Genomic DNA, 21171 nt, shown 5'->3' on the forward strand with positions numbered 1-21171 from the left:
CATGCTCGCCCCACACGGAATTCCCGGGCATCTCGTCGGCTTCGTCGAGGCGTTGCGTAAGCGTGGGATCTCGGTGGGGCCGTCGGAGACCGTGGATGCCGGACGAGTGCTGTCGGTGTTGGATCTGTTGGACAGAGAAGCGGTCCGCGAAGGGCTGGCCTGCGCGCTGCTGAGGCGTCCGACGCACCGCGGGGTGTTCGACGCGTTGTTCGACCTGTGGTTTCCGGTGGCGTCGGGGACCAGGGATTCGGGGCAGATCGACACCGCGCTGCCTCGCACCGAGACAGGCGAGGTCGATATCGATGCGTTGCGTGAACTGATCGTCGAACTGCTCTCGGACGACTCGGCGGAGGCGGCCGAACTGACCCAGATGCTGGCGGCCCAGATGGTCGAAGAGCTCGGTCAGTACAAGTCCTCGAACGGGCCGTCGTTCTCGGCCTATCAGGCGTTGCGTGATGTTGCTCCCGACACGCTGCTTCGCAAGATCCTCGACGGCCTGCTGGGCCGAAGTGACGACGCGCCGGATCGGCCCACCGACGACTACGAGTCGGAGGTGGCCAAACGGACTGCAGCGCAACGCATTGCCGACCTACGCAAGATGGTCGAGAGCGAGACGAGGCGACGGTCGGCCGAGAAACTGGGCCGCGACCGGGTAGCGAGCTACGGTGTGCCGAAACTGGCGGAGGAAGTCGATTTCCTGCGTGCCTCGGACGCGGAGATGGTTGCATTGCGGCGTAACGTCGCACCGCTGGCGCGGTTGCTGGCCTCGCGACTTGCGGTGCGCCGCAGTCGAAGCAGGCACGGCTCCATCGATCTGCGACGCACGCTGCGCAAATCCATGTCGACCGGCGGTATTCCCATCGACCTGGTGGAGCGTAAGCCGCGTCGTGCCCGGCCGGAACTGGTTGTGCTGTGTGATGTCTCGGGGTCGGTGGCCGGATTCAGCAACTTCACCCTGCTGCTGGTGCATGCTCTTCGTGAACAGTTCTCCCGGGTGCGAATCTTTGCGTTCGTCGACTCCACCGACGAGGTGACGCGGTTCTTCGATTCCGGGGCAGACCTCGGGGCAGCCATGAGCCGGATCGTGCGGGAAGCGGACCTCGTGACCTACGACGGTCATTCGGATTACGGGCATGCCCTGACGACGTTCGACGAGAAGTACGCGCAGGTCATCACCAGCCGCAGTTCGGTTCTCGTTCTGGGCGATGCCCGGACGAACTATCGCGAACCGAAGCTGCCGGCGTTGGCCCGAATCGTCTCGGTGGCCAAGCACGCCTACTGGCTCAACCCCGAGCCCAAATCTCAGTGGGGATCCGGTGATTCGGCGGCCAAGGTGTATGCGGACGTGATTGCGATGCACGAGTGTCGGTCGGCCCAACAGCTCGCGACGGTGGTCTCACGACTGTTGCCGGCATGAGGCGTGTAACCGGCGTCGCTGCCGCGGACGTAGAATCGTCGGTTGTGCAGCACGAATCCGGCCCCGGTGAGGACACGAACACCACGCCGACTCTCCGGTTGGGGGTCATGGGCGGCACTTTCGACCCCATTCACCACGGTCACCTCGTGGCTGCGAGCGAGGTGGCGGCCACGTTCGGTCTGGACGAGGTCATCTTCGTTCCCACCGGGACCCCGTGGCAGAAGGAGGGCCGGTCGGTCAGCCCGGCCGAGGATCGCTACTTGATGACGGTCATCGCCACCGCGTCGAATCCTCGGTTCTCGGTGAGCCGGGTCGACGTCGACCGGGAGAAGTCGACCTACACCGTCGACACCCTGAGGGATCTTCGAGCGCAGCACCCCGATGCCGAGTTGTACTTCATCACCGGTGCCGATGCGCTCGAGTCCATTTTGACGTGGCAGAACTGGGAGGAGCTCTTCGAGCTCGCGAAGTTCGTCGGAGTGACGCGGCCGGGGTTCGAGCTCGGCGTCGATCATCTGGCCAACCATCTACGATCGTTGCCCGCCGACACTCTCACATTGATGGAAATCCCGGCACTCGCGATATCGTCGACGGACTGCCGACGTCGTGCCGGTGAAAATCGGCCGGTCTGGTACCTCGTCCCGGACGGCGTCGTGCAATACATCTCGAAGAGGAACCTCTATCGACCACGGGGCGCGCAGCGCCTCGACGGATCCGTCACCATGTCGGAACCGGCGCCACAGAAGAAGCAACCGGCCGGGTCGGTCACCAGCGCAGTGACCGCGAACCCGAGCCATACGAGTGGGAGTACACCGAAGTGACTGCAACAGCCGAAGCCGCCGAGATGGCGCGTATCGCCGCGCTCGCAGCCGACGACAAACTGGCCAGCGACGTGGTGATCCTCGACGTCTCCGACCAGCTCTACATCACCGATTGCTTCGTGATCGCCTCCGCGCCCAACGAGCGTCAGGTCAACTCGATCGTCGAGAACATCGAGGACCAGCTTCGTGAGGCCGGACACAAGCCGGTGCGTCGCGAGGGCACCCGAGAGGGCCGCTGGGCGCTGCTGGACTACTCCGACATCGTGGTGCACGTCCAGCACAACGAAGAGCGCAACTTCTACGCGCTCGAGCGGCTGTGGAAGGACTGCCCGACGATCGAGGTTCCGGGCCTCGGTCAGCACCCGGCACCGGAACCGGAGCAATGATCCGGCGGCTCATCCTGCTTCGCCACGGTCAGACTGACTACAACGCCACCGACCGTATGCAGGGCCAGCTCGATACCGATCTGTCCGAGCTGGGCCGCAGTCAGGCGAAGACGGCTGCGGCCGAATTGGCTGTCCGCGCGCCCATCCGCATCGTCTCGTCCGATCTCAAGCGCGCTCTCGACACTGCGGAAGCTCTCGGGGACGCGGCTGGAGTCCCGGTGTCCACGGATGAGCGGCTGCGGGAGACACATCTCGGCGACTGGCAGGGACTCACCCACACCGAGGTGGACGACATCGCCCCCGGTGCGCGTCCGGCCTGGCGTGCCGACGCAACCGTCGCCCCGCCCGGTGGGGAAAGTCGCATCGACGTTGCGAACCGCAGCGTGCCGCTGGTGCGTGAGCTCCTCGGCGGCGTTCCCGAGTGGGGTGCCGACGGCGACCAGCGACCACTGGTGCTCGTGGCGCACGGAGGGTTGATCGCGGCCCTGACCGCAGCGTTGCTCGCACTGCCGACCGATCGCTGGCCGGTACTCGGCGGCCTCGCCAACACCAGCTGGGTACAGCTCGGTGCGCACGGGCCCGGCGACAACCCGTCCTGGCGGCTCGACGTCTGGAACGCCTCGGCGCGGGTGGCCAGTGACGTCCTCTGAGGAGGCCGCCGCGCGCCCCGTGCTGCTCGTGCTGGCGGACTCGCTGAGCTATTACGGACCCGAGGGCGGGCTGCCGGTCGACGATCCTCGACTGTGGCCCAATATCGTTGCCGCAGAGCTAGATTGGGATGTCGAGCTGGTAGCCCGCATCGGCTGGACGAGCCGCGATGCGTGGTGGGCTCTGACCCAGGATCCGCGAGTGTGGGCGGTGATACCGCGGGCCGGTGCCGTCGTACTCGGAATCGGCGGCATGGACTCGTTGCCGTCGCCGCTACCGACCGCGTTGCGTGAGCAGATCCGCTACATTCGTCCGCCCGCACTTCGGCGGGTCGTTCGCGCGGGTTATCAAGCGGTGCAGCCGGTCCTGTCGCATCTGGGTTGGCCGGTGGCGCTTCCGCCGCGACTGAGTGTCGACTACCTCGAGCAGACCCGCGCCGCATTGGCCTACGTGCGGCCGGAATTGCCCGTCGTCGGTACCTATCCGTCGGTGCATCGGTGCGACGCCTACGGGCGGGTGCATTCGGGGCGCGAGCCCGCGGTACGAGCGCTGCGTGCCTGGAGCGACGAAAACGGTGTTCCGATGGTCGATCTCGCGGAGGCAGTTCGTCCGAACATCGAGTCCGAGAACGCCAACCCCGACGGAATCCACTGGGGTTGGGATGCACACGTGGCCGTGGCCGACGCAATGCTGACGGTGTTGCGACCGGTGGCAGCGGCGGCAGCGATCCGGCACCCATGACCGTCGCCGTCGTCACCGATTCGTCGTCCTGCCTGCCCGCGTCCATAGCCGCCGAGTGCGGTATCACGGTGGCACCGCTGCATGTGTTGGTGGACGGCGTCGACCATCGTGAGGGTATCGACGAGATTCCCGAACAATCGACCGACGGAAAGCCGGTGACGACCGCGGGGGCGTCTCCGGGCGAGCTGACCGAGGTCTATGCCGCAGCTCTCGAACGCAGTCGCGGGGCGGGCGTCGTCGCACTGCACATCTCCCGGGGCCTGTCGAGCACCTGGGAGGCTGCGCGGCAGGCCGCCGAGCAGATCGGATCGTTGGTGAAGGTTGTCGATTCCGGTTCTGCCGGAATGGGATTGGGCTACCCGGCGCTGGCAGCAGCGTATGCCGCAGCGGGTGGAGCCGGACTCGACGAGGTCTACGACAATGCTGTTCGCAGGTCTGCGTCGTCGAGATGTTTCATCGTCGTCGATCGATTGGATCACCTGCGCCGCGGCGGCCGTATCGGCACTGCCGCAGCCCTGCTCGGTACGGCCCTGGCGATGAAGCCGGTGCTGTACATCAGCGATGGTGCGCTGGTGTTGCGCGAGAAGACGCGAACCTCCTCGAAAGCACTGAGCAAGCTGGTGGACGCGGCAGCTGCCGCGGCGGCCGACATCGGTACGCAATCCGGGGTTGTCGTGGCTGTGCATCATATGCAGTGCGCCGAGCGAGCCGAGGACGTCTCAGCCATGCTGATGGCGCGTATCCCGGACCTGACCAGCGTCGACGTGCTGCCGTTCGGTGCGGTGCTCGGTGCACACGTCGGTCCCGGTGCCGTCGGCGTAGTCGTCGCTCCTGGTCATCGGTAGGGCGTATCGAGCCGCGTCATCCACAGACTCTCGGTTGTGCACAGGGCAGTTCGCGACCACCGTTCGCCCCGGTCGGGTTCGTCCGGAAGGCGCTAGCGTCCTGAGACATGGGCGGCGACGACGATCGGGCACACACGGTGGCACGATTGAATTCCGTGCGGAGGCAGAATGATTCCGCGCGCGCCGAGCCGCGCCGAGTCGACGAATTCGATGATCCCCAGGGCGAGCCGCCGATCGGGCAACCACAGGACGGCGTCGTGCGTCCCGATCCGGAGTGGCTGCTTCCTGCCGCGCAGCGTCCCGAATCACCATGGTCGTCGTTGCTACCGCAGCGGTGGCGATTCGCGCGGGTGGATCCCGGCCGACCCGGTGTGAAGGCGTTGGCGGCGGCGGGTGTGTTCGTGGTCCTCGTCGCCGGCTTCGCGGTGTTTCGAGATGCGCCGACGCCTGCGCCCGCACCACCACTGGCGGTGGTCTCCACCGACGCCGCCGATACCCGCGCGCCGGACTCGGCGATGTCCGAATCCGGGTCGGTGGGCCGGTCGCCGGACAAGACGGCCGGCACGGCACCGGTCGCGGAAACAGAACTTGTCGTCAGTGTCGTCGGACTCGTCGCGCATCCCGGTCTCGTTCGGCTGCAACCGGGCTCGCGCATCGCCGACGCTTTGGCCGCAGCGGGAGGGGCTGTGGAGGGTGCCGATCTGTTGGCGCTGAACATGGCAGCTCGGGTGTCGGACGGCGATCAGATCGTCGTGGGGCTGGTGCCGGCTCCGGCGGCCCCTCCGGTCAGCGGCACCACGTCGGGTCAGGATGCAGGGCCGGGCGGAGTTGCCGGTTCGACGACGGACCAGGCGGGCCCTGCCGCCGGCGGAGCAGTGGACCTCAATACGGCCACGGTCGCAGAATTGGATGCGCTGCCCGGTGTGGGACCGGTGACGGCAACGTCGATCGTGAGCTGGCGAGACACGAACGGCCGCTTCGTATCGGTCGATCAGCTCGCCGAGGTCGACGGTATCGGCCCGGGCCGGCTCACCAAGATTCGCGACCTGGTCCGAGTCTCGTGACCGGGGTGCCGTCGTCGACGGACTCCGAGGAACCAGTTCCTTTCGACATCCGCCTGATTCCGGCGGCGGCGGCATCCTGGTCTATCACTGCGACCGGTATTCTCGCCGGTCCGAGCGCGGCGGTGACGGCCACGGTGGTGACGTGCGCGATCGTGGTGCTGGGAGCCGTTGTGCTGCAAAGGATCTCGACGGGTCGAGCGGACACTGCGAGACACGTGTGGTCCGGGGCGGCCGCGGTGATCGTCGTGGCGTTGTGTTTCGGCGGTGCGATCTGGCTTCAGATGCGCTCAGTGGCGGAGCATCCAGTGGCTGCGGCCGCGCAGAATCGGGCATGGATCACGGCAGTGGTCGATCTCGAAGAAGACCCGCGACGCCTACCCGCGCCCGGGCCGCGGATGGTGATGTTGCAGGCGGAGATGACCCGCGTCGATGTCGGCGGCGAGGCGCTCTACGTCGGCGGCCGGGTATCGATCGTGGCGCCGGAGTCGACATGGTCGGCACTACTTCCGGGCCAGCAGATCACGGTCCGAGGCCGGCTCGGGGTGCCCACCAGGTCCGATATGACCGTGGCCGTCATCCGAACGACCGGTCCGCCGGTGGCAGTAGGTGAGCCCGGACCGGTCTCGTCGGCGGCGGGCTCGTTTCGCTCGAATCTGGCAGACGTGGCGCAGAATTCGCTCCCGTCGGACCGGGCAGGTCTACTGCCGGGCCTCGTCGTGGGCGATGTCTCACGATTGGACGAGCAGGTAGTCGAGAACTTCCGAGCCGCGGGCTTGACGCATCTGACGGCGGTGTCGGGGGAAACTGTCGGATAGGCAGAGTAATCTCTGGCCGCATGCGAGCCATCCTGTACACCCGCGTCTCGTCCGATCCGTCAGGCCGTGGCCGCTCCGTGGTGGAGCAGGAGGCCGAGTGCCGCGAGGTGTGCGCTCACGAGGGCTGGGACGTGGCAGAGGTGCTCACGGACAACGACACGGGCGCGTCTCGGTGGTCGGGTAAGAATCGGCCGGCGTACCGCGACCTGGAGCGCGCACTGCAGCCCGGCGACGTACTGGTGACGTGGGAGGCCTCGCGGGCGCAGCGTGACCTCAAGGCCTACGTCCAGCTCCGTGATCTGTGCGCCGAGCGCGGTGTGCTCTGGTCGTACTCGGGTCGGACATACGACCTCACGCGCGGCGACGACCGGTTCACCACGGGCCTCGATGCGCTGCTGTCCGAGAAGGAGGCCGAGCAGACCCGGGAGCGAGTCCTGCGCGGCGTCAGGGCGAATGCGGCCGCGGGCAAGCCGCACGGGAAGCTGCCCTACGGCTACCGCATCCTGCGCGACCCGGAGACCGGCGAGTCCATGGCGCGTGTGCCCGACGAGGTGACGGCCCCGCACGTGCGGGAGATCGTCCGACGGTTGCTCGAGGGCGAGGCGCTGTACGCGATCTGCAAGGACTTCGACGCGCGCGGGATCCCCGGACCGAGGCCGGACCGCGAGGGCAAGGCCGTGAAGTGGAACCCGATCACGATGCGCAAGATTGCGGAGTCGCCGACGTACGCCGCGCTGCGAGTGCACAAGGGCACGGTGACCGGACCGGCGACATGGGAGCCGCTGATCTCGCAGGCCGACCACGACGCGATCCTCGCTCTGCTGTCCGACCCGTCTCGCAGCTCGACGACGGGCCGCAAGCCCGCCTGGTTGCTCACCGGCATCGCGCTCTGCGGCGTCTGCGGCGGCAAGGTGAATCGCGCGAAGAACCGCGGCTACGACACGTACGTCTGCCGTGAGGGGTTCTGCGTCACCCGTCGCACCACTCACGTCGACAAGCTCGTCGGTGAGGCGGTGGTGCGCCGCCTGGAGAAGCCGGACATTCTCGAACTGCTGAACACGACGTCGACCGAGGGGGCGGACGCGCTCGCCGAATCGCGGTCGCTGCGCCAGCGCCTGGACTCGTTCACGGACCAGGCCGCAGACGGTGCGCTCAGTGCGTCGGCGCTGGCCCGCGTCGAGGCGAAGCTCCTGCCGCAGATCGCGGCCGCAGAGCGCCGTGCTCGATCCCTCGTGCTGCCGCCCATCGTCGCTGCGTTCGCCGGTCCCGATGCCCGAGTGAAGTGGGACGCGGCCGACTGGGAGCCCAAGCGCGCTCTCGTCCGGGCCGTCGTCAAGGTCGAGCTGCTGCGCAAGACCACGGCCAGTCGGCACTTCGATCCGGAGTCCGTGCGCCTGACGTTCATCTAGCCGGCGCGGCGCACTTGCGCACGGGAGTCGCGGATCCGACGGAGCCTCTTTACGAGGACCGGGTCGGCTCGCAGCGCGTCCGGATCGTCGAGCAGTCGGTTGAGGAGCTGGTAGTACCGAACCGGCGACATCGAGAACTGCTCGGTGATGTCGGCCTCCTTCGAGCCTTGCGCTGTGTACCAACGCTTTTCGAATGCCAATATCTCCATCTGCTGCGGCGTCATGGCTGCCTCCGTTCCAGCTCGCGATCGATGTACGCGCGCTCGTCGTCGTCGAGGTTCTTGACCCGCGTCAGCAGGGTGGCCAGGTCGACCCACAGCTCCTCGGCCGTCTCGTCGTCGACGCGGTACCGATTCCAGGCGAGCACGTCGACAAGTGAGTCGATCTCGATCAGGCGCTCGGCCGAGATCCGTTCGACCGTCTCCTCTTCGCGCATCGCGAGACGGAGATCGTGGGGGACCGGGCCGCGCTCGACGTGGACCAGCTCGTGCGTGAGGGTGCACCGACGCTCACGCTGATTCGAGCTGGCGTTGATCTCGATGCCGCCGTTCGTCCACCGACCGAGGCATCCGGTGCCGCCGTCGGGGTAGGTCACGTGCAGATGCGGATGGTGGTCTCGCAGGTGCCGCCACGGGTGCCAGGTCATGATCGAACGGTAACGACCGGTACCGACAGAAACGGCTCTGAGCTGGGATTACATTAGTGTAATTCTCTGCTGCCAATCGGGTTGAGATGAACCATCTCGCCTTTTGGTATCCGTGAGGGCGGAAGGGTGAGCGCGTGAATCTTCAGCGCGTCACTGCGCGATCCGAGTCGGTTGGCTTCCCAATCGAGCACCCTGTCGACGGTGGTGGTCACCAGATCGTCGCGAGTCAATCCGAGGTCTTCCAGCTCCCACGTCCACCCGTCGAGGCCTGCTGAGATCCCGAGCGGAACGGAGTAGATCGCATCCTCTCCTCGATGCAGCGCGATGATTGCGCCTTGGCCGTCCTCAAGTTGGTCCATGCAGTATCCGATTGTGTCGTAAGCCATGACGGCTATTAACAGGCGCTCGCCGGTGATCAGCTGAGGCTGGCGTCGGAGGAGGTACTCCGGGTACCCCTTTTGCGCGGAGGAGAGCAAGCGGCCGGCAGTGCTTGATCGAGACATGGGGTCGTCGGCGTCATCGTCGGACACCTGATCGTCCACGAGCCACCGAATCAGGTACTCGTTTCCGTGCGGATCCTCTGTCGCGATCTGTTCGTGACGCCACAGGCGTCCATAGCTTGAGACACCTGCGAAACGGAGGATGTCTTCGGTGTCACGGAGCAACTCGTCGATGGTCTTGCGGCCACCGATCAGCTCGGGAATTTGCGGTGAGCTGATAGCCCAGCCGTAGTCACTGCCGTAGGAGGTGTAGACGATATGGAGGTTATCCATTCTCGACCGCCTCCCTTGCCTCATCGAACGTCAAACCAGCTTCTTTCATGAGCACCGAGCGCACCAGACCTGGCGCGAGCGAGACTTTGTTGTGAAACGCCCATCGAATTCTTGGACGGCCCTCGGCTTCCAGCCAAGTATGACTTCCCGGGCCGCTCTTGGCCACGGAGCGGTAGCCCAGCGACTTGAGAATCGAGAGCAGTTTGATCGCCTTCATGGATGGAAACCTGTAGTTAGTTCCCATCGAGCCGCGATTCGGCCTGAGATTCGTCTTCGGGTTGTATCTCGGTCCGGCGTCGCCACTCCGACTCGGTCTCGCCTTTACGTCGAGCGAGGTCGTAGTCAGGCTGTGCTCCTTGATTTCGCCGATTCAAGGAAGAGGCCCTGACGCCCATTGCATGTGCGTGTCGACGGAATTCGGCAATCTGCTCGGTGCGGGAGATCTCACGATCCTTGGCAGCACTGAGCGCCTCGTGTCCTCCGAAGATGTCCTCGGCGAGATCCACGGCATTCGTGATGTGTGAATCGACGGCATCGACAATGTTGTCGATATCCAGCGGGGCGTCTGGGTCGAGATTCGACACGAACCACACCAGCCAGTCAGCGCTCAGCGCCAGGTCCAAAGCGAGCCGTCTCCTGCGTCGATCCGCGGCTGCAGTCTCCGGCCCATCACTACCCACCTCGAGTTCCGCGTCCGCAGCGGTATACGCGACTCCGTTATCGACGCCCGCGAGAAATGCGATCGCCTCGAGCGTTGCGTCCGACGGGCGTGATTTGTACTTGCCGGTGCGGATCCGGTTCAGGGTTGCGTGGGAGAGGTCATGCTTCGCTGCCTGCGCGATCTCAGCGAGTCTCCGACCGGACGCGTCGTTGTGACGCTTCGCCGCCGTCTCGACTAGCTCCGTCAGGGATGGCCTGTTTGTCATGCGGCGAACTCTCCCTCTCTGGTCGTCACTCGTATAAGTCTGCGGGAAATGATGCGTGACAAGTGAATCATGCGCCATTGGGCGCTCACGTGGAGGTTTACCACTCGTCGGCTTGACGAGTAGGTGACACATGGCGCATGATCCACTTGTCACCGCAACGATTGGAGAGCAAGATGGCTACGCGAGCGAAGAAGCGCCCACCAGTTCAACGAAAGGAGGTCTGGATGCGAGTCAAGGACGGCGGGAAGATCCGGCGCTGGCGTATGCAGAGTCACTTCAGTCAGCGCGAGCTTGCGTTTCTCGTCAGGCGGACTCAGAGCACCATCTACCTGATCGAGACCGGCAAGCTCCGCACGATCAAGGAGGACTTGGGAGTCGCGATCGCGGCTCGCCTCGGAGTCCCGTGGGAGGACTTGTTCGACGCCGAGGAGGGTGACGTTTTGCCTCCAGTGGCACATGCCGCACATTCCATGAGTCAGGCAATCCTGGCATAGAAAAAGCCGCTACCTGCGGGAACAGGCAGCGGCTCTGGACCAACCAATCACCTCGAAAGGAAATCCATGTATCAGAGTACCGACCGGGCGGCGAATAGCCAGCCTCTCGCGGGGGCCGTGTTCACGCCCGCCGAGGAAGCATGGCTCGCCAAGGTCGAGCAGACCCACAAGGTGCCGCTCAGCTCCGAGCAGTACGACGTGGTCCGCAACTTCGTCCGCTCGACCGATCGTCAGAGTCGGGGTGCGGCATGAGCCAGCATCGCGCTCCCGTGACGGCCGTCCAGTACCTCCGTCCCCGCCTGATCTTTGCCGGCCTACTGCTCGGCATCCTCTTCGCCGCGTCGCAGACTGCGGGGCTGATCTGATGAGCCCCGAGCAGATGGCACAGCTGCAGAAGGTGACGGACACCTTCCGCTACGCGACGACCATTGTCGGTATAGGACCGGACCCCGACAACCCGGAACGCGCCTTCGGCCAGATCGTCGCCGTCCCTGGCAGCAACCCGATCTGCCTACTCCAGCAAGCTCAGATTCTGCGCGAGATGGCCGACAAGATGGATGCGGCCCACGCGCAGGGGATGCGCTCCGCATGAGCGCTCCCACAACAGATCTCGTCGAGAAGTTCGTCGCCGGTTTCATCGACGCGATCCTCGACTTCGCACTCCCGGCCAGCGGTGGCGCTCCTGCCGACACACCGGAACCGCTGGCCGGGCTCCACCTCCCCGCTGACTCATGCGTCTCGCATGTTGGCGCGGGGATCACGGCGGGGGGCGGCACATTACCGCTCCCCGCCCACAGCACAGAAGGGCAGATCGCATGACCGACATCGACATCCTCGTCACGAAGGTGCGGACGGGTGGTCAGCAGATGATTCGCGCAGACGTCAAGGGCGCACAGGGCGGTGGCACGTGGATGAACCTGTCGCTCTTCGGCAAGGACTCGATCGCGGTCTGCCGTGAGCACGCCGCGGAATACACCGCCATCGCAGACGAGCTGGAGAAGCTCGAAGCTCAGGGGGTGACCTGGTGATCCTCACAATTCCTCAGTCCGACCGCGAGGTAATCTGCCTTGCTCGCATCGGCAATCACGAAATGCCCACCAGCCCAGCTGCTCTCCGTGCCCGCGCCTTGATCAACGCCGAGCGCACGCGCCGCGGCGGTAAGTGGATCGTCACCCTCAGCGGTGGGCTCAAGGCCATCGTGTTCGGCGACGAGATCTCGGTTCGAGCGGAGCGTGCCGCATGATCGAGACCATTCGCGAGCCCTGGTGGGTTCCGTACGAGCGTCCACAGCTGACCGAGGACATTGCGGCCGGCACCACCGGAACGACGTACACCGAGGCCGACACCGACCCGTACGAGGCAACCGACCACCTGCCCGTCGCCGACGACTGCACCCTCACGCCTGCAACGGTTTTCCTGCTACTGGCTGCTGCAATCGCGATCGGCGTCATCGGGTGGGCGGCGTCATGACCGAGACTCCCGAATGGGTGACGAGCGCGACCTGCCGAACCGTCGACCCGGAACTGTTCTTTCCGGCCGACCCTGAGGCTGCAAAGCGAGCAAAGGCGATCTGCCGGACCTGCCCCGTGATCACCGACTGCGCCCGCGAGGCACTACAGATGACCCCCGGCGACTTGTTCGGAGTGTGGGCTGGACACAATTTCAGCCACCACTACAAGACTCGGAGAACGTCATTCGAGGCTGTCGCAGCCGTAGCCAATCGTCCGATATCCAAGCGACGCAGAGGCGATGACGAACGCGACCTCAGGATCGAGCAAGTCGCACGGCTGACTGCGGCCGGTTGGTCGGCGCTCGAGATAGCCCGTGAGCTCAAGGTTCACAAACGTCAGGTGTGCCGAGACCGAGAGCTGATGCGTTACCGCAAGCGGCAAGCGGAGGTGGCGGTATGACCACACTGGTACCCGGTTCACCCGAGTGGCTGCGCACCATCACCGCGTCCAAAATTCCAGGCATCCTGGGCATCTCGCGCTGGACCTCTCAGTTCGCGCTCTGGCACCAGATGGCCGGCAACATCACCGAGACCATCTCGGAGGCGAAGCAGGAGAACTACGACTACGGTCACGCCGCCGAGCTGGCCGCGTCGGAGTTCTGGAAGCTGCGCAACCCGGGCTGGCGTCTCTCGCGCGAAGAGGTCCAGTACTCACGCAAGGATCTCGCGTTCGCCAATGCGGCCACCATCGACCGTCGTGGATCCCGTGGAAGCAAGCGCCGCGTCGTCGAGGTCAAGACCGCACGTGATCTCGCCGAGTGGGGCGACGACGGTTCGGGGGAGTGCCCGGCCGACTATGCGGCTCAGGTGATCTGGCAGCAATTCATCACCGGCTGGCACGACACGGCGAACATCGTCCTCTGGCCGCAGTACGGCATGCCTCGGATCTACGACATCGAGTACGACGAACGCATTGCAAAGGTCATCCTCGAGAAGGCGTACTTCTGGCATGAATCCCTAGTCAGAAATCAGCCACCGCCGTTGGACGACTCGGTCTCGACGTACGAGGCAGTCAGAAAGCTGCACCCCGAGATCGACGGCAGCTCAGTCGAACTCGACAACGAACTCGCTCTGGCCTACCTGAGCTGGACGAGCGAACTCAAGCAGACCACCAAGACCCTGACCGGTCTCAAATCTCGGATGCTCGACGCGATGGGCAACGCCCAGTACGCGATGTGCAACGGCCAGAAGGTGGCCGATCGTCGGCCCGGCCGCGGTGACTCGGTCTCGCTCTACGCCAACACGAAGCTCGACCTCGGATCAATCAAAGGAAGCGACGCAGCATGACTGAACTCGATACCTACAACGCACCCGCCAACGCAATCGCGCCGGCCATGATGACCGTCGCCGAGAATCTCGAAGCGCATGTGGCGGCACTGAAGTCCGCCGATGTCCTCGCGTCGATGATCCACACGACCGTGCAGGCGTACGACGGGCAGAAGGACGCCAAGGGTCGCCAGCGCGCCGGTCGGAAGGAAGCTGCGATCGCGATCTATCACGGGCAGCAGCTCGGCTGGAATCCCCTTACATCGCTGCAGAACATCTTCACAGTGCACGGGGTGCCCGGCATGTACGCCCGCGCGATGCGCGCACTGCTGATCTCGAAGGGTCACGAGGTCGAAACCGTCGAGAGCACAACGAAGTCGGCGACCGTGCGCGCGCGTCACGCGGGCTCGGAGAACTGGGAGGAGGTCACCTGGACGATCGAGCTGGCCACTCAGGCCGGATACGTCGCCGGGAACACGAAGTACAAGACCGACCCCCGCGGCATGCTCTACGCCAAGGCCTTGGCCGACGCCTGCCGCCGAGCCGCTCCCGACGTCCTCATGGGCATGCCGTACTCGAAGGAAGACCTCGAAGACGAGCGCGCCGTTCAGGCCAGCTCGGAGCGCGTGGACAAGCCTGCCCCGAAGGGAATCGAAGGCCTGCGCGACAAGCTCGGCGTCGACAATCCCTCCGGCCCGACCATCGACGAGGAATCGCCCTCGGATGCGGCACCAGAACCGGAACAGACCGAGGTCAAGCCCAGCACCGAGGATCAGCAGGCGGCACTGCAGCAGGCGTTTCGCAAGGCCGTCATGGACGATCTCGACACGCAGCTCGCGTGGCTCGGCAACCTGTTCAACAGGGATCTCGAGCTGCCGTCCGATCTGAACTTCGACGAGGCGGCACAGGCACTCCGAGAGCTGCAGTCATGACCGCCGACGCGCTCGACAACGCGAAGCTGGCTGCAGAGCGCGACGACGTCAGTGCCTCTCTCATGTACGGCCAGATCGCCAGCGTCGAGACGCTGCGAGACCTCACCAAAATCGGCGCCGGAATTCTCGCCCACCTCAAGCAACAGGACGACATCGAGCTCGAAGTAGCGCAGGAGGCAGTCCAGCTCGCCGCCGTCCTGCGGGGCTCATGGAATCGGGCACATCGCGGACTGCCGTTCGGCACCGCACCGGAAGGCGTCTGGGAGTACGTCGCAGAACGCGCAATCGAATGGCTCAACCTCACCCCATCGACAGGAGAACAGCAGTGAGCGCAAACCCCATGATCGAAGAGGGCCGTATCAAGTTTGCGGGTCTGTCCAGCGAGTCGTTCGAGCTGCCCGACATCGGCGACGAGGTGACCTACACCGTGCGCGGCCGCGTGACGTCCCATCTCGAGCGAGAGATGGCCGACGAGGGCCAGCGGGTCACGGCGACTGTCAAGGTGATCCGCGTTGTCGAGGGAATCAGCAAGCGGGTCAACGATCCCGAGGACGGCCAGGGTTCGATGATCGACGGCGAAGGCAAGGTGGCCGACCCGGACGAGGAGCAGGAGTCCGAAGGCGAGGCCGAGAACGTCACCTCGATCTCGAAAGCGACCGGCCCGCAGTTCTCCGGCGGTGACGCGTGAAGCGGCCCCGCATCCTCAAGGTCGTCGAGCCCGTGTGGGTCACGTGGCAGGAGCCTGGCGAGGTATGGATCAAGGTCGGCGAGCTGATCTCGTCGGGCCTCGATCTGATCTCCTCTGACGAAGGTCGCAACATGGCTACCGTCTTGCGATTCGGCGAGTACGTGCAGGTTGAGGCCGAGCTTCTGCGGCCGAGGCTGGTGGCTGCGTGATGTGGAATCAGCAACCGCGCCAACAGAACATGGAGACCGAGCAGATGGCGGCGGTGTCCAGTGGGAACTTCTGGAATGAGTCGGGCGTCTGGATTGCCTACTACTCGGACCGCAGCGGAGTGGTTCCTTTCGGCAGCGAGATCGAGGCGCTCCGTTACGCGGTCGACAAGTCGATGACGGTTCGCCGCGTGCCATTCGGTGAGGACGTGTTCGCGTGATAGACGTCATCACCGTACGGGGGACCGGGAATACGTCCGGTCCCCGCAATGGCATGTGCGGCTTGGTTGCTCGCAAGCTCAACGTGGCCAAGTTCAGCCTGAGCGACTGCAACTACCCGGCCACCATCGGCGAGATCGGGCGGCTGCCGGGGCAGCGGGCCTACCCGCTCGATGTCAGTGTCGACCTCGGCGTCGCCGATCTCGCGTGGCAGGTGCGCGAGACGAAGAACCGCGTCGGTCTGATCTCGTACAGCCTCGGCGGCATCGTCGTCTCGCGGTTCCTCGAGAAGGTACAGCGCGGCGAGCTCCTGAACGCGAACGGCACGAAGCTCGACGTCGCGTTCGCCGTCAACATCGCCAACCCTGCACGCGCGAAGGGTGACTCGGCCGTCCCGGCACCGGGCTACGGTCTGCACTCTTCGCACGGGAAGTGGCCGGCCAACACGGTCACGCTGGAGCTGGCGAACCCGAGGGACATCATCACGAGCGCTCCGGCCAACTCGCCGGTCCGCAGAATCACGGGTGCCATCTCGCCGTACGCGGCGATGGAGCAGCGCAAGGCACTGGGCGGTCGCGACGTCGTCAACGAAGCCGCGGACGAGGTCCATGCGATCAACGATCGGGACTGGTTCTCGCGGTTCCGTCCCGGTCGCTACAGCGAGGCGATCGAGGGCCTCATCGGCTACCTCGCGCCCTACGGTCGGCCCGGCCGCACTCAACACACGATGTACGGCGTCGAACCCTATCCGTTCGGCCTGTATGGCGAGACGTGGACCGACTATGCCGCTCGGTGGATCAACGAGGGGTGGGGCAAGTGATGCTGCTCCTGTTCGCCTCTGCCGCAATCGCTCTCGGCATCGTCGGGCTCAGAAAGGCGCTTCGGGGCTTCTTGAGCGAGAACGACGCTGATCGCGCGCTCGGTTACCCGCAGGGGTCGTACGAGCGTCGGACACTGGAAGGGGTGCGGCGGTGAGCGGCGAACAGCTCGTACTCGACCCTGCGTCAGGCAGTCGGATGTTCTACTTCGACAAGCTCGACAACCGCGTGGTGTTCGGCGACAGGCGATCCGAAGAACATCAGCTATGCGACGGGCGACTGCTCACGGTTGCGCCCGATGTACAGCTCGATTTCCGCGCCCTCCCGTTCGCTGACGGGGCATTTCGCGTCGTGGTGTTCGACCCACCGCATCTCGCGCGCGCCGGTATCGACTCGTACATGGCGCTCAAGTACGGCGTTCTCGACCGACTCACATGGCGCGACGACCTCGCTCGCGGATTCGCCGAGTGCTTCCGAGTCCTGGCCGAGCATGGCGTCCTGATCTTCAAATGGAACGAGACGCACATCCCCGTGTCCGAGATCCTCGCACTGACACCGCATTCGCCACTGATCGGCAATCGCAGCGGTAAGCGATCCAGCACGCACTGGGTGACGTTCCTGAAAGAGCCCAATCCGAACCCGCAGGAGGTCACTCATGGCGCGTGAACACGGCCGGATCTTCACCTCGATCTGGTCTGACCCCGACTGGCGAAAGCTCACCACGCGCGCTCAGCACCTCTACCTGACACTGCTGTCCGCACCGAGCCTGTCGTACTGCGGCGTCGCAGATTGGCGTCCCAAGCGCATGCTGCAGCTCGCAGACGGCTGGACCCTAGCAGGCCTCGACGCGGGCTCGGCCGAACTCGTGGACCGGCTGTACATCGTCGTAGACGAGGGGAGTGAGGAAGTGCTCGTGCGCTCGTTCATCCGCAACGACGGCCTGATGAAGCAACGACACATGGGCGTCTCGATGGCCAAGGCGCACAGCGCGGTCGCCTCGAACACGCTCCGAGAGGTCATCGTGCACGAGCTGATTCGGCTCCGTACGGACATGCCGGACCTCAAGGGGTGGGCGTCTGAGATGGTCCAGAAGCTACTCACTCAACCCTCGGTCGACCCCGCGACTTACCCCCTCGGTCATACCCCGATTCACCCCGTACTCGATCCCTCGATTGACCCCCCGATTCAGTATGAATCGCACCCCCCGAATCAACCCCCTCGGCAACCCCCCTCTACTCCCTCTCCCTCTCCTTCACCCTCTCCATACTCCAATAGTGGTTACGTAAGTACGGAAGGTCACCAGCGCGCGAGCATCGGTCCCGAACCCCCACCTCGATGCCCCAGGCACATCAACGAACCCGCCGTCGGCAGCTGCGGTGCATGCGGCGACTACCGCCGAGCGAACGCCGAGTGGCACCGACGCGACGAGGAGCGCGCCGCATCGGCCAAAGCCACCCGTCGAGCCGTGATCGACAGCTGCGAGTTCTGTGATGGCCAGGGCAACCGCATCGAGCCCGGCGAGCTGTGGGAGCTCGACCTCCCGGTCGTCAAATGCGATCACGTGCAACCGCTCTCGATCGAGGACTGGCGATCGCTGGACCGGACACCAGCGGAGGCCGATCATGCGTGAGCCATCGCTCGACCAGCTCCAGCAACGCGAACTGGCGCTCACGATCCCTTGCCGCTACTGCGGTGCCGACAAGGGCGCACCCTGCGTCACCAAGGGCCGAGACGGGCAGATGCACGAGCTGCAGAATTTCCCGGCACACCACGCTCGGATCAACCGCGCCGAGCGACTCCAGCGCATGCAGGACGCCGAGAAGGCCGACGTCGCACCGCTGATCGACGGATACGCGTCGATGCGCACCACGAGGCCGCTGTGAGTGGCTGCGTGGTCGGCATCGACCCATCGATGACCGCGACCGGCATTGCGATCCTTCGCAATCCGCGTCTCGTCACCGGCAAGAACGTGCCCGAACTCAAGACCGTCGGCAGCGTCAACACGGGCGGCACCATCGCTCAGCGAGCCCTCCGGATCGGCAAGCAGGGTGACGCAATCGTTGCGGCACTGCCGGATTCGGTACGGCTCGTCATGGTCGAGGCACTGCCGTTCAAGCCGCCGAAGTACTCGGGGCTCTACCAGGAGCGGTGCGCACTACTGCTCGACCTCGTGCGCTTCCTCGCACGCCGCCGAATCCCGGTCATCGATGTGCCGGCCACGACGCTCAAGATGTTCGCCACCGGCAACGGGCACGCCGAGAAAGACGACGTCATGAAGGCAATGACCGAGCTGTGGCCGGGCGCGAAGGTCCACAACGACAACGAAGCAGACGCGCTCACGCTCGGCACCATCGGCGGTCAGAAACTCGGGTGGTACGAGCCCGAGCTGCCATGCCACTACTCACCGAAGGTCGACTGGACAGGAGCAGGACTATGAGCGACATCATCGCTGACATCGACGCCCTGATCGACGAGCAGCTCGAGGCGGGCGAACCGCTCAACGGGTACGACTACGACGACCCGCAGCATCCGAAATGCCCTCACTGCGTGCGTGACTGGCACGGGCTCGCAATCACCGTCCGAATCGAGCAGCTGCGCGACGACTGGCAGCGAGCACAGAGTTCAGGCCTTGGCTTGAGCCCGCTGCACTGCAACTGCATGTGGTGTCAGGAGACATTCGGCCAGAGTGATTCGATCACCCTCGAGGAGGCGACGAAGGCGCTCGACGAGTACCGCTACGCCACCGACGATTCCGAGGTGATCTGCCCTGGATCGGACTTCATCGGACCGTGGGCGACGCCTTGGCAGCTCAAGAAGATCCGCGAGGGGTGGCCGATTGAATCGCCGTGGTCATCGCTGCCTCTCGACCCGTTCATGCGTCGAGCCTCGTTCATGCGTCGAACCGCCCCTGGATTCGGTGACGCAACGGGGTATCTCGAACGCCTGATGACGTGGACGAACCCGATGTTCCCCACGTCGTATCAGGACGGCCTACCTGTGTACGACTACCGCCGAGGAGCGTCGATCACCTACTCGGTGGTCGACCGCCGTCCGTCTCCTGCGCAACGCGCAGTGTCAATACTGGAAGGCCTCCTCGATTCCTACAACGACCTGTTCGACCCGGTACCCACCGAACCTCGCCCGTGGATGTGGATACCGCGTGAGCGCGCGTTCCCGGCCTACACGGTCGAGAAGACGCTGCGATCGCGTCTCTGGTCGGCTGTCTGGGACACGCTGGGCGAGCATTACGAGCTAAAGATCACTGGCACGCTGCCCGAGCTAGTCGACGCGACGATCGAGACCACCGGCTCGATTCCGTGGTGGGCTACCGACGTCGACGCTCAGATCCGCATGCTCGATCCGAGTAACCGGAATCGCCTGATCTGGGGTGATCGCTGGGGTAGCCGTGATTTCTACCTGATGCCTCCTCGACAGAACGGTCTCAACTGGTCTACGGCAGCTCCTGCCACCTGGCAGGTCAGCATCGGCGGGCAAGCGCCCCTGAACCGTCGAACGGCACCGCTGCCGCCCGTGACCCGTGAGCGGGAGGAACCGCCGATGTGGGCACTCGACGCGACGAGGCGGCGACGTCGGTGAGCCTGATCGAGTGCTCGAATTGCGGCCGCATCGTCCACGACGACTATGCGCTGTGCCAGCTCTGCGCCGACACCCTCGTCGCCGAGCTGCGCAAGGTGCCAAGCCTCGTGGTCGACATGACCATCACCCGAGCGCGCCAGGATCGACTCACACGCGGCACGGTCGGCGGCAAGAGTGCCGAAACGGCTGTGCCCGTGCGCCTGTCGAACGATGCGTACCGCACTCGTCCCACCGAGGGGCCGTTCTTCGAGATGGAGAACGCGATCACCGGATGGGCTCGCGTGTTGTCGGACCACCTCGGCGGCGAGTGGCTGGTCGGCGACGCAATGGATCGGCCCGGACTGATCCAGCTCGTCCAGAACAACCGATCCGGACCACGCCGCGACCCTGCTGCGTTCAGCGACGATCCGACGTACTGGGTCGAGCAGGCCGCGATATGGATGGTCGTGCACGGTGCCACACTGCGTGCGTTGCCGGCCGTCGGCGAGATGCACGACGACATCACCTCGGCGCTCGCCCGAGTGCGCAGGGTGATCGACGCGCTGCCACCGCTCGCCTACAAGGGGCCGTGCGGCTACACCTGGACCCAGGACGGCAAGAGCTTCGAGTGCACAGCCGACCTGTACGTCGAACGCGGCGAGGACTGGGTGCGGTGCCGACGGTGCAGCTCCATGTACGACGTGCGCCAGCTCGATCGACGCATCCTCAACCAGATGCACGAGCGGCTGTACACAATCCCCGAGCTACGAACGCTTCTCACCGAGTTGGGTCATCGTGTACCGCGGTCGACTTTGTACAGCTGGGCGCGGGACGGGTTGATCAAGCCGAAGGGCTGGCGCGAGAAAGACGGTGGGATTTCGCGTTACTGGATTAGGCGAAGCGACCCAGCAGTTTTTCGGCTCGGCGATGTGCTCGATGTTGCTCATGTTTGATCGGGTGCAAGGATGCAC

At 65.1% G+C, this 21171-nt stretch carries 35 protein-coding genes; 30 read left to right on the forward strand and 5 right to left on the reverse strand.

Annotated elements, in window-relative coordinates:
* Position 1 precedes the first annotated feature (1 nt).
* The 9 genes from CH278_RS01880 to CH278_RS01920 all read left to right on the forward strand — a co-directional run bounded on the left by CH278_RS01880 (position 2) and on the right by CH278_RS01920 (position 8146).
* Complete coding sequence (locus CH278_RS01880; protein ID WP_094621043.1) at positions 2–1417, forward strand: vWA domain-containing protein; 1416 nt, start codon at positions 2–4, stop codon at positions 1415–1417.
* Entirely contained in the window at positions 1414–2238 is an 825-nt protein-coding gene (gene nadD, locus CH278_RS01885; protein ID WP_256991798.1) for a nicotinate-nucleotide adenylyltransferase, read from the forward strand. The genes CH278_RS01880 and nadD overlap by 4 nt, the downstream gene beginning before the upstream one ends.
* Positions 2235–2624 carry a ribosome silencing factor gene (rsfS, locus tag CH278_RS01890; RefSeq protein ID WP_027497529.1) on the forward strand — a complete coding sequence of 130 codons (390 nt, stop codon included), beginning with the start codon at positions 2235–2237 and terminating at the stop codon, positions 2622–2624. The genes nadD and rsfS overlap by 4 nt, the downstream gene beginning before the upstream one ends.
* Positions 2621–3274: a histidine phosphatase family protein gene (locus CH278_RS01895; protein ID WP_027497528.1), complete on the forward strand. Its 654-nt coding sequence runs from the start codon at positions 2621–2623 to the stop codon at positions 3272–3274. Before rsfS ends, CH278_RS01895 begins: the two co-directional genes overlap by 4 nt.
* A complete protein-coding gene (gene octT, locus CH278_RS01900; protein ID WP_027497527.1) occupies positions 3261–4013 on the forward strand; it encodes a diglucosylglycerate octanoyltransferase in 753 nt (250 codons plus the stop codon). The genes CH278_RS01895 and octT overlap by 14 nt, the downstream gene beginning before the upstream one ends.
* On the forward strand, positions 4010–4858 hold the full coding sequence (locus CH278_RS01905; RefSeq protein ID WP_032389259.1) for a DegV family protein: 849 nt from the start codon (positions 4010–4012) through the stop codon (positions 4856–4858). Before octT ends, CH278_RS01905 begins: the two co-directional genes overlap by 4 nt.
* 107 nt (positions 4859–4965) lie before the next feature.
* Positions 4966–5922 carry a ComEA family DNA-binding protein gene (locus tag CH278_RS01910; protein WP_080729208.1) on the forward strand — a complete coding sequence of 319 codons (957 nt, stop codon included), beginning with the start codon at positions 4966–4968 and terminating at the stop codon, positions 5920–5922.
* Positions 5919–6737 carry a ComEC/Rec2 family competence protein gene (locus CH278_RS01915; protein WP_094621044.1) on the forward strand — a complete coding sequence of 273 codons (819 nt, stop codon included), beginning with the start codon at positions 5919–5921 and terminating at the stop codon, positions 6735–6737. The genes CH278_RS01910 and CH278_RS01915 overlap by 4 nt, the downstream gene beginning before the upstream one ends.
* A 20-nt stretch (positions 6738–6757) precedes the next feature.
* Positions 6758–8146: a recombinase family protein gene (locus CH278_RS01920; RefSeq protein ID WP_094621045.1), complete on the forward strand. Its 1389-nt coding sequence runs from the start codon at positions 6758–6760 to the stop codon at positions 8144–8146.
* Here the strand turns inward: CH278_RS01920 and CH278_RS01925 are convergent.
* From CH278_RS01925 to CH278_RS01945, 5 genes are read right to left on the reverse strand one after another with little or no spacing between them, the layout of a single operon-like run.
* On the reverse strand, positions 8143–8370 hold the full coding sequence (locus tag CH278_RS01925; protein ID WP_094621046.1) for a DUF3263 domain-containing protein: 228 nt from the start codon (positions 8368–8370) through the stop codon (positions 8143–8145). The two genes, CH278_RS01920 and CH278_RS01925, sit on opposite strands and share 4 nt — an antisense overlap.
* On the reverse strand, positions 8367–8792 hold the full coding sequence (locus CH278_RS01930) for a hypothetical protein (RefSeq protein ID WP_094621047.1): 426 nt from the start codon (positions 8790–8792) through the stop codon (positions 8367–8369). Before CH278_RS01930 ends, CH278_RS01925 begins: the two co-directional genes overlap by 4 nt.
* A 53-nt stretch (positions 8793–8845) precedes the next feature.
* Complete coding sequence (locus tag CH278_RS01935; protein ID WP_094621048.1) at positions 8846–9565, reverse strand: hypothetical protein; 720 nt, start codon at positions 9563–9565, stop codon at positions 8846–8848.
* Positions 9558–9782, reverse strand: coding sequence for a type II toxin-antitoxin system HicA family toxin (locus tag CH278_RS01940; protein ID WP_218828673.1), 225 nt, complete (start codon positions 9780–9782; stop codon positions 9558–9560). Before CH278_RS01940 ends, CH278_RS01935 begins: the two co-directional genes overlap by 8 nt.
* Before the next feature lie 16 nt (positions 9783–9798).
* Entirely contained in the window at positions 9799–10491 is a 693-nt protein-coding gene (locus CH278_RS01945; RefSeq protein ID WP_094621050.1) for a hypothetical protein, read from the reverse strand.
* A gap of 224 nt (positions 10492–10715) precedes the next feature.
* Here CH278_RS01945 and CH278_RS01950 point away from each other — a divergent pair, with 224 nt between their 5' ends.
* The 21 genes from CH278_RS01950 to CH278_RS02050 all read left to right on the forward strand — a co-directional run bounded on the left by CH278_RS01950 (position 10716) and on the right by CH278_RS02050 (position 21153).
* On the forward strand, positions 10716–10985 hold the full coding sequence (locus CH278_RS01950; RefSeq protein ID WP_094621204.1) for a helix-turn-helix transcriptional regulator: 270 nt from the start codon (positions 10716–10718) through the stop codon (positions 10983–10985).
* Between the two features lie 66 nt (positions 10986–11051).
* The gene (locus CH278_RS01955) at positions 11052–11237 is read left to right on the forward strand and encodes a hypothetical protein (RefSeq protein WP_094621051.1); all 186 of its coding nucleotides are present in this window, start codon (positions 11052–11054) and stop codon (positions 11235–11237) included.
* Between the two features lie 112 nt (positions 11238–11349).
* Complete coding sequence (locus CH278_RS01960) at positions 11350–11577, forward strand: hypothetical protein (RefSeq protein WP_094621052.1); 228 nt, start codon at positions 11350–11352, stop codon at positions 11575–11577.
* Positions 11574–11804 (forward strand): hypothetical protein, encoded by a 231-nt coding sequence (locus CH278_RS01965; RefSeq protein ID WP_094621053.1) that lies wholly within the window; start codon positions 11574–11576, stop codon positions 11802–11804. Before CH278_RS01960 ends, CH278_RS01965 begins: the two co-directional genes overlap by 4 nt.
* The gene (locus CH278_RS01970; RefSeq protein ID WP_094621054.1) at positions 11801–12013 is read left to right on the forward strand and encodes a hypothetical protein; all 213 of its coding nucleotides are present in this window, start codon (positions 11801–11803) and stop codon (positions 12011–12013) included. Before CH278_RS01965 ends, CH278_RS01970 begins: the two co-directional genes overlap by 4 nt.
* On the forward strand, positions 12010–12228 hold the full coding sequence (locus tag CH278_RS01975) for a hypothetical protein (protein ID WP_094621055.1): 219 nt from the start codon (positions 12010–12012) through the stop codon (positions 12226–12228). Before CH278_RS01970 ends, CH278_RS01975 begins: the two co-directional genes overlap by 4 nt.
* Entirely contained in the window at positions 12225–12455 is a 231-nt protein-coding gene (locus tag CH278_RS01980; RefSeq protein ID WP_094621056.1) for a hypothetical protein, read from the forward strand. Before CH278_RS01975 ends, CH278_RS01980 begins: the two co-directional genes overlap by 4 nt.
* Positions 12452–12895: a WhiB family transcriptional regulator gene (locus CH278_RS01985; RefSeq protein WP_094621205.1), complete on the forward strand. Its 444-nt coding sequence runs from the start codon at positions 12452–12454 to the stop codon at positions 12893–12895. The genes CH278_RS01980 and CH278_RS01985 overlap by 4 nt, the downstream gene beginning before the upstream one ends.
* Positions 12892–13782 carry a YqaJ viral recombinase family protein gene (locus CH278_RS01990; protein WP_094621057.1) on the forward strand — a complete coding sequence of 297 codons (891 nt, stop codon included), beginning with the start codon at positions 12892–12894 and terminating at the stop codon, positions 13780–13782. The genes CH278_RS01985 and CH278_RS01990 overlap by 4 nt, the downstream gene beginning before the upstream one ends.
* Positions 13779–14693 (forward strand): hypothetical protein, encoded by a 915-nt coding sequence (locus CH278_RS01995; RefSeq protein ID WP_094621058.1) that lies wholly within the window; start codon positions 13779–13781, stop codon positions 14691–14693. Before CH278_RS01990 ends, CH278_RS01995 begins: the two co-directional genes overlap by 4 nt.
* Positions 14690–15022: a hypothetical protein gene (locus CH278_RS02000; RefSeq protein ID WP_094621059.1), complete on the forward strand. Its 333-nt coding sequence runs from the start codon at positions 14690–14692 to the stop codon at positions 15020–15022. The genes CH278_RS01995 and CH278_RS02000 overlap by 4 nt, the downstream gene beginning before the upstream one ends.
* Positions 15019–15381, forward strand: a complete 363-nt coding sequence (locus tag CH278_RS02005; RefSeq protein WP_143536197.1) for a hypothetical protein — start codon at positions 15019–15021, stop codon at positions 15379–15381. The genes CH278_RS02000 and CH278_RS02005 overlap by 4 nt, the downstream gene beginning before the upstream one ends.
* Positions 15378–15590 (forward strand): hypothetical protein, encoded by a 213-nt coding sequence (locus CH278_RS02010; protein ID WP_094621061.1) that lies wholly within the window; start codon positions 15378–15380, stop codon positions 15588–15590. The genes CH278_RS02005 and CH278_RS02010 overlap by 4 nt, the downstream gene beginning before the upstream one ends.
* The gene (locus tag CH278_RS02015; RefSeq protein ID WP_143536198.1) at positions 15587–15808 is read left to right on the forward strand and encodes a hypothetical protein; all 222 of its coding nucleotides are present in this window, start codon (positions 15587–15589) and stop codon (positions 15806–15808) included. Before CH278_RS02010 ends, CH278_RS02015 begins: the two co-directional genes overlap by 4 nt.
* Entirely contained in the window at positions 15805–16626 is an 822-nt protein-coding gene (locus tag CH278_RS02020; protein ID WP_143536199.1) for a hypothetical protein, read from the forward strand. Before CH278_RS02015 ends, CH278_RS02020 begins: the two co-directional genes overlap by 4 nt.
* Positions 16627–16777: 151 nt before the next feature.
* Positions 16778–17290, forward strand: a complete 513-nt coding sequence (locus CH278_RS02025; protein ID WP_256991799.1) for a class I SAM-dependent methyltransferase — start codon at positions 16778–16780, stop codon at positions 17288–17290.
* A complete protein-coding gene (locus CH278_RS02030) occupies positions 17280–18254 on the forward strand; it encodes a hypothetical protein (RefSeq protein ID WP_094621064.1) in 975 nt (324 codons plus the stop codon). Before CH278_RS02025 ends, CH278_RS02030 begins: the two co-directional genes overlap by 11 nt.
* Positions 18247–18507 carry a zinc finger domain-containing protein gene (locus CH278_RS02035; RefSeq protein WP_094621065.1) on the forward strand — a complete coding sequence of 87 codons (261 nt, stop codon included), beginning with the start codon at positions 18247–18249 and terminating at the stop codon, positions 18505–18507. The genes CH278_RS02030 and CH278_RS02035 overlap by 8 nt, the downstream gene beginning before the upstream one ends.
* A gap of 8 nt (positions 18508–18515) precedes the next feature.
* Positions 18516–19061 carry a crossover junction endodeoxyribonuclease RuvC gene (locus CH278_RS02040; RefSeq protein WP_256991800.1) on the forward strand — a complete coding sequence of 182 codons (546 nt, stop codon included), beginning with the start codon at positions 18516–18518 and terminating at the stop codon, positions 19059–19061.
* On the forward strand, positions 19058–20221 hold the full coding sequence (locus CH278_RS02045; protein ID WP_094621067.1) for a hypothetical protein: 1164 nt from the start codon (positions 19058–19060) through the stop codon (positions 20219–20221). The genes CH278_RS02040 and CH278_RS02045 overlap by 4 nt, the downstream gene beginning before the upstream one ends.
* Entirely contained in the window at positions 20185–21153 is a 969-nt protein-coding gene (locus CH278_RS02050) for a helix-turn-helix domain-containing protein (RefSeq protein ID WP_094621068.1), read from the forward strand. The genes CH278_RS02045 and CH278_RS02050 overlap by 37 nt, the downstream gene beginning before the upstream one ends.
* The last annotated feature ends 18 nt before the right edge of the window (positions 21154–21171 follow it).

It is taken from the genome of Rhodococcus sp. 05-2254-5, assembly GCF_002258575.1.
GTDB lineage: Bacteria > Actinomycetota > Actinomycetes > Mycobacteriales > Mycobacteriaceae > Rhodococcoides > Rhodococcoides fascians.

Coding starts and splice junctions, on each gene's coding strand:
- CH278_RS02035 (WP_094621065.1), top strand. CDS start 18,247: ATGCGTGAGCCATCGCTCGACCAGCTCCAGCAACGCGAACTGGCGCTC.
- CH278_RS02000 (WP_094621059.1), top strand. CDS start 14,690: ATGACCGCCGACGCGCTCGACAACGCGAAGCTGGCTGCAGAGCGCGAC.
- CH278_RS01985 (WP_094621205.1), top strand. CDS start 12,452: ATGACCGAGACTCCCGAATGGGTGACGAGCGCGACCTGCCGAACCGTC.
- CH278_RS01935 (WP_094621048.1), bottom strand. CDS start 9,565: ATGGATAACCTCCATATCGTCTACACCTCCTACGGCAGTGACTACGGC.
- CH278_RS01950 (WP_094621204.1), top strand. CDS start 10,716: ATGCGAGTCAAGGACGGCGGGAAGATCCGGCGCTGGCGTATGCAGAGT.
- CH278_RS01960 (WP_094621052.1), top strand. CDS start 11,350: ATGAGCCCCGAGCAGATGGCACAGCTGCAGAAGGTGACGGACACCTTC.
- CH278_RS01995 (WP_094621058.1), top strand. CDS start 13,779: ATGACTGAACTCGATACCTACAACGCACCCGCCAACGCAATCGCGCCG.
- CH278_RS01925 (WP_094621046.1), bottom strand. CDS start 8,370: ATGACGCCGCAGCAGATGGAGATATTGGCATTCGAAAAGCGTTGGTAC.
- CH278_RS01990 (WP_094621057.1), top strand. CDS start 12,892: ATGACCACACTGGTACCCGGTTCACCCGAGTGGCTGCGCACCATCACC.
- nadD (WP_256991798.1), top strand. CDS start 1,414: ATGAGGCGTGTAACCGGCGTCGCTGCCGCGGACGTAGAATCGTCGGTT.
- CH278_RS01940 (WP_218828673.1), bottom strand. CDS start 9,782: ATGAAGGCGATCAAACTGCTCTCGATTCTCAAGTCGCTGGGCTACCGC.
- CH278_RS02045 (WP_094621067.1), top strand. CDS start 19,058: ATGAGCGACATCATCGCTGACATCGACGCCCTGATCGACGAGCAGCTC.
- CH278_RS01965 (WP_094621053.1), top strand. CDS start 11,574: ATGAGCGCTCCCACAACAGATCTCGTCGAGAAGTTCGTCGCCGGTTTC.
- CH278_RS02030 (WP_094621064.1), top strand. CDS start 17,280: ATGGCGCGTGAACACGGCCGGATCTTCACCTCGATCTGGTCTGACCCC.
- CH278_RS01930 (WP_094621047.1), bottom strand. CDS start 8,792: ATGACCTGGCACCCGTGGCGGCACCTGCGAGACCACCATCCGCATCTG.
- CH278_RS01945 (WP_094621050.1), bottom strand. CDS start 10,491: ATGACAAACAGGCCATCCCTGACGGAGCTAGTCGAGACGGCGGCGAAG.
- CH278_RS01905 (WP_032389259.1), top strand. CDS start 4,010: ATGACCGTCGCCGTCGTCACCGATTCGTCGTCCTGCCTGCCCGCGTCC.
- CH278_RS01980 (WP_094621056.1), top strand. CDS start 12,225: ATGATCGAGACCATTCGCGAGCCCTGGTGGGTTCCGTACGAGCGTCCA.
- CH278_RS01910 (WP_080729208.1), top strand. CDS start 4,966: ATGGGCGGCGACGACGATCGGGCACACACGGTGGCACGATTGAATTCC.
- CH278_RS01880 (WP_094621043.1), top strand. CDS start 2: ATGCTCGCCCCACACGGAATTCCCGGGCATCTCGTCGGCTTCGTCGAG.
- CH278_RS01895 (WP_027497528.1), top strand. CDS start 2,621: ATGATCCGGCGGCTCATCCTGCTTCGCCACGGTCAGACTGACTACAAC.
- CH278_RS01955 (WP_094621051.1), top strand. CDS start 11,052: ATGTATCAGAGTACCGACCGGGCGGCGAATAGCCAGCCTCTCGCGGGG.
- CH278_RS01920 (WP_094621045.1), top strand. CDS start 6,758: ATGCGAGCCATCCTGTACACCCGCGTCTCGTCCGATCCGTCAGGCCGT.
- CH278_RS01970 (WP_094621054.1), top strand. CDS start 11,801: ATGACCGACATCGACATCCTCGTCACGAAGGTGCGGACGGGTGGTCAG.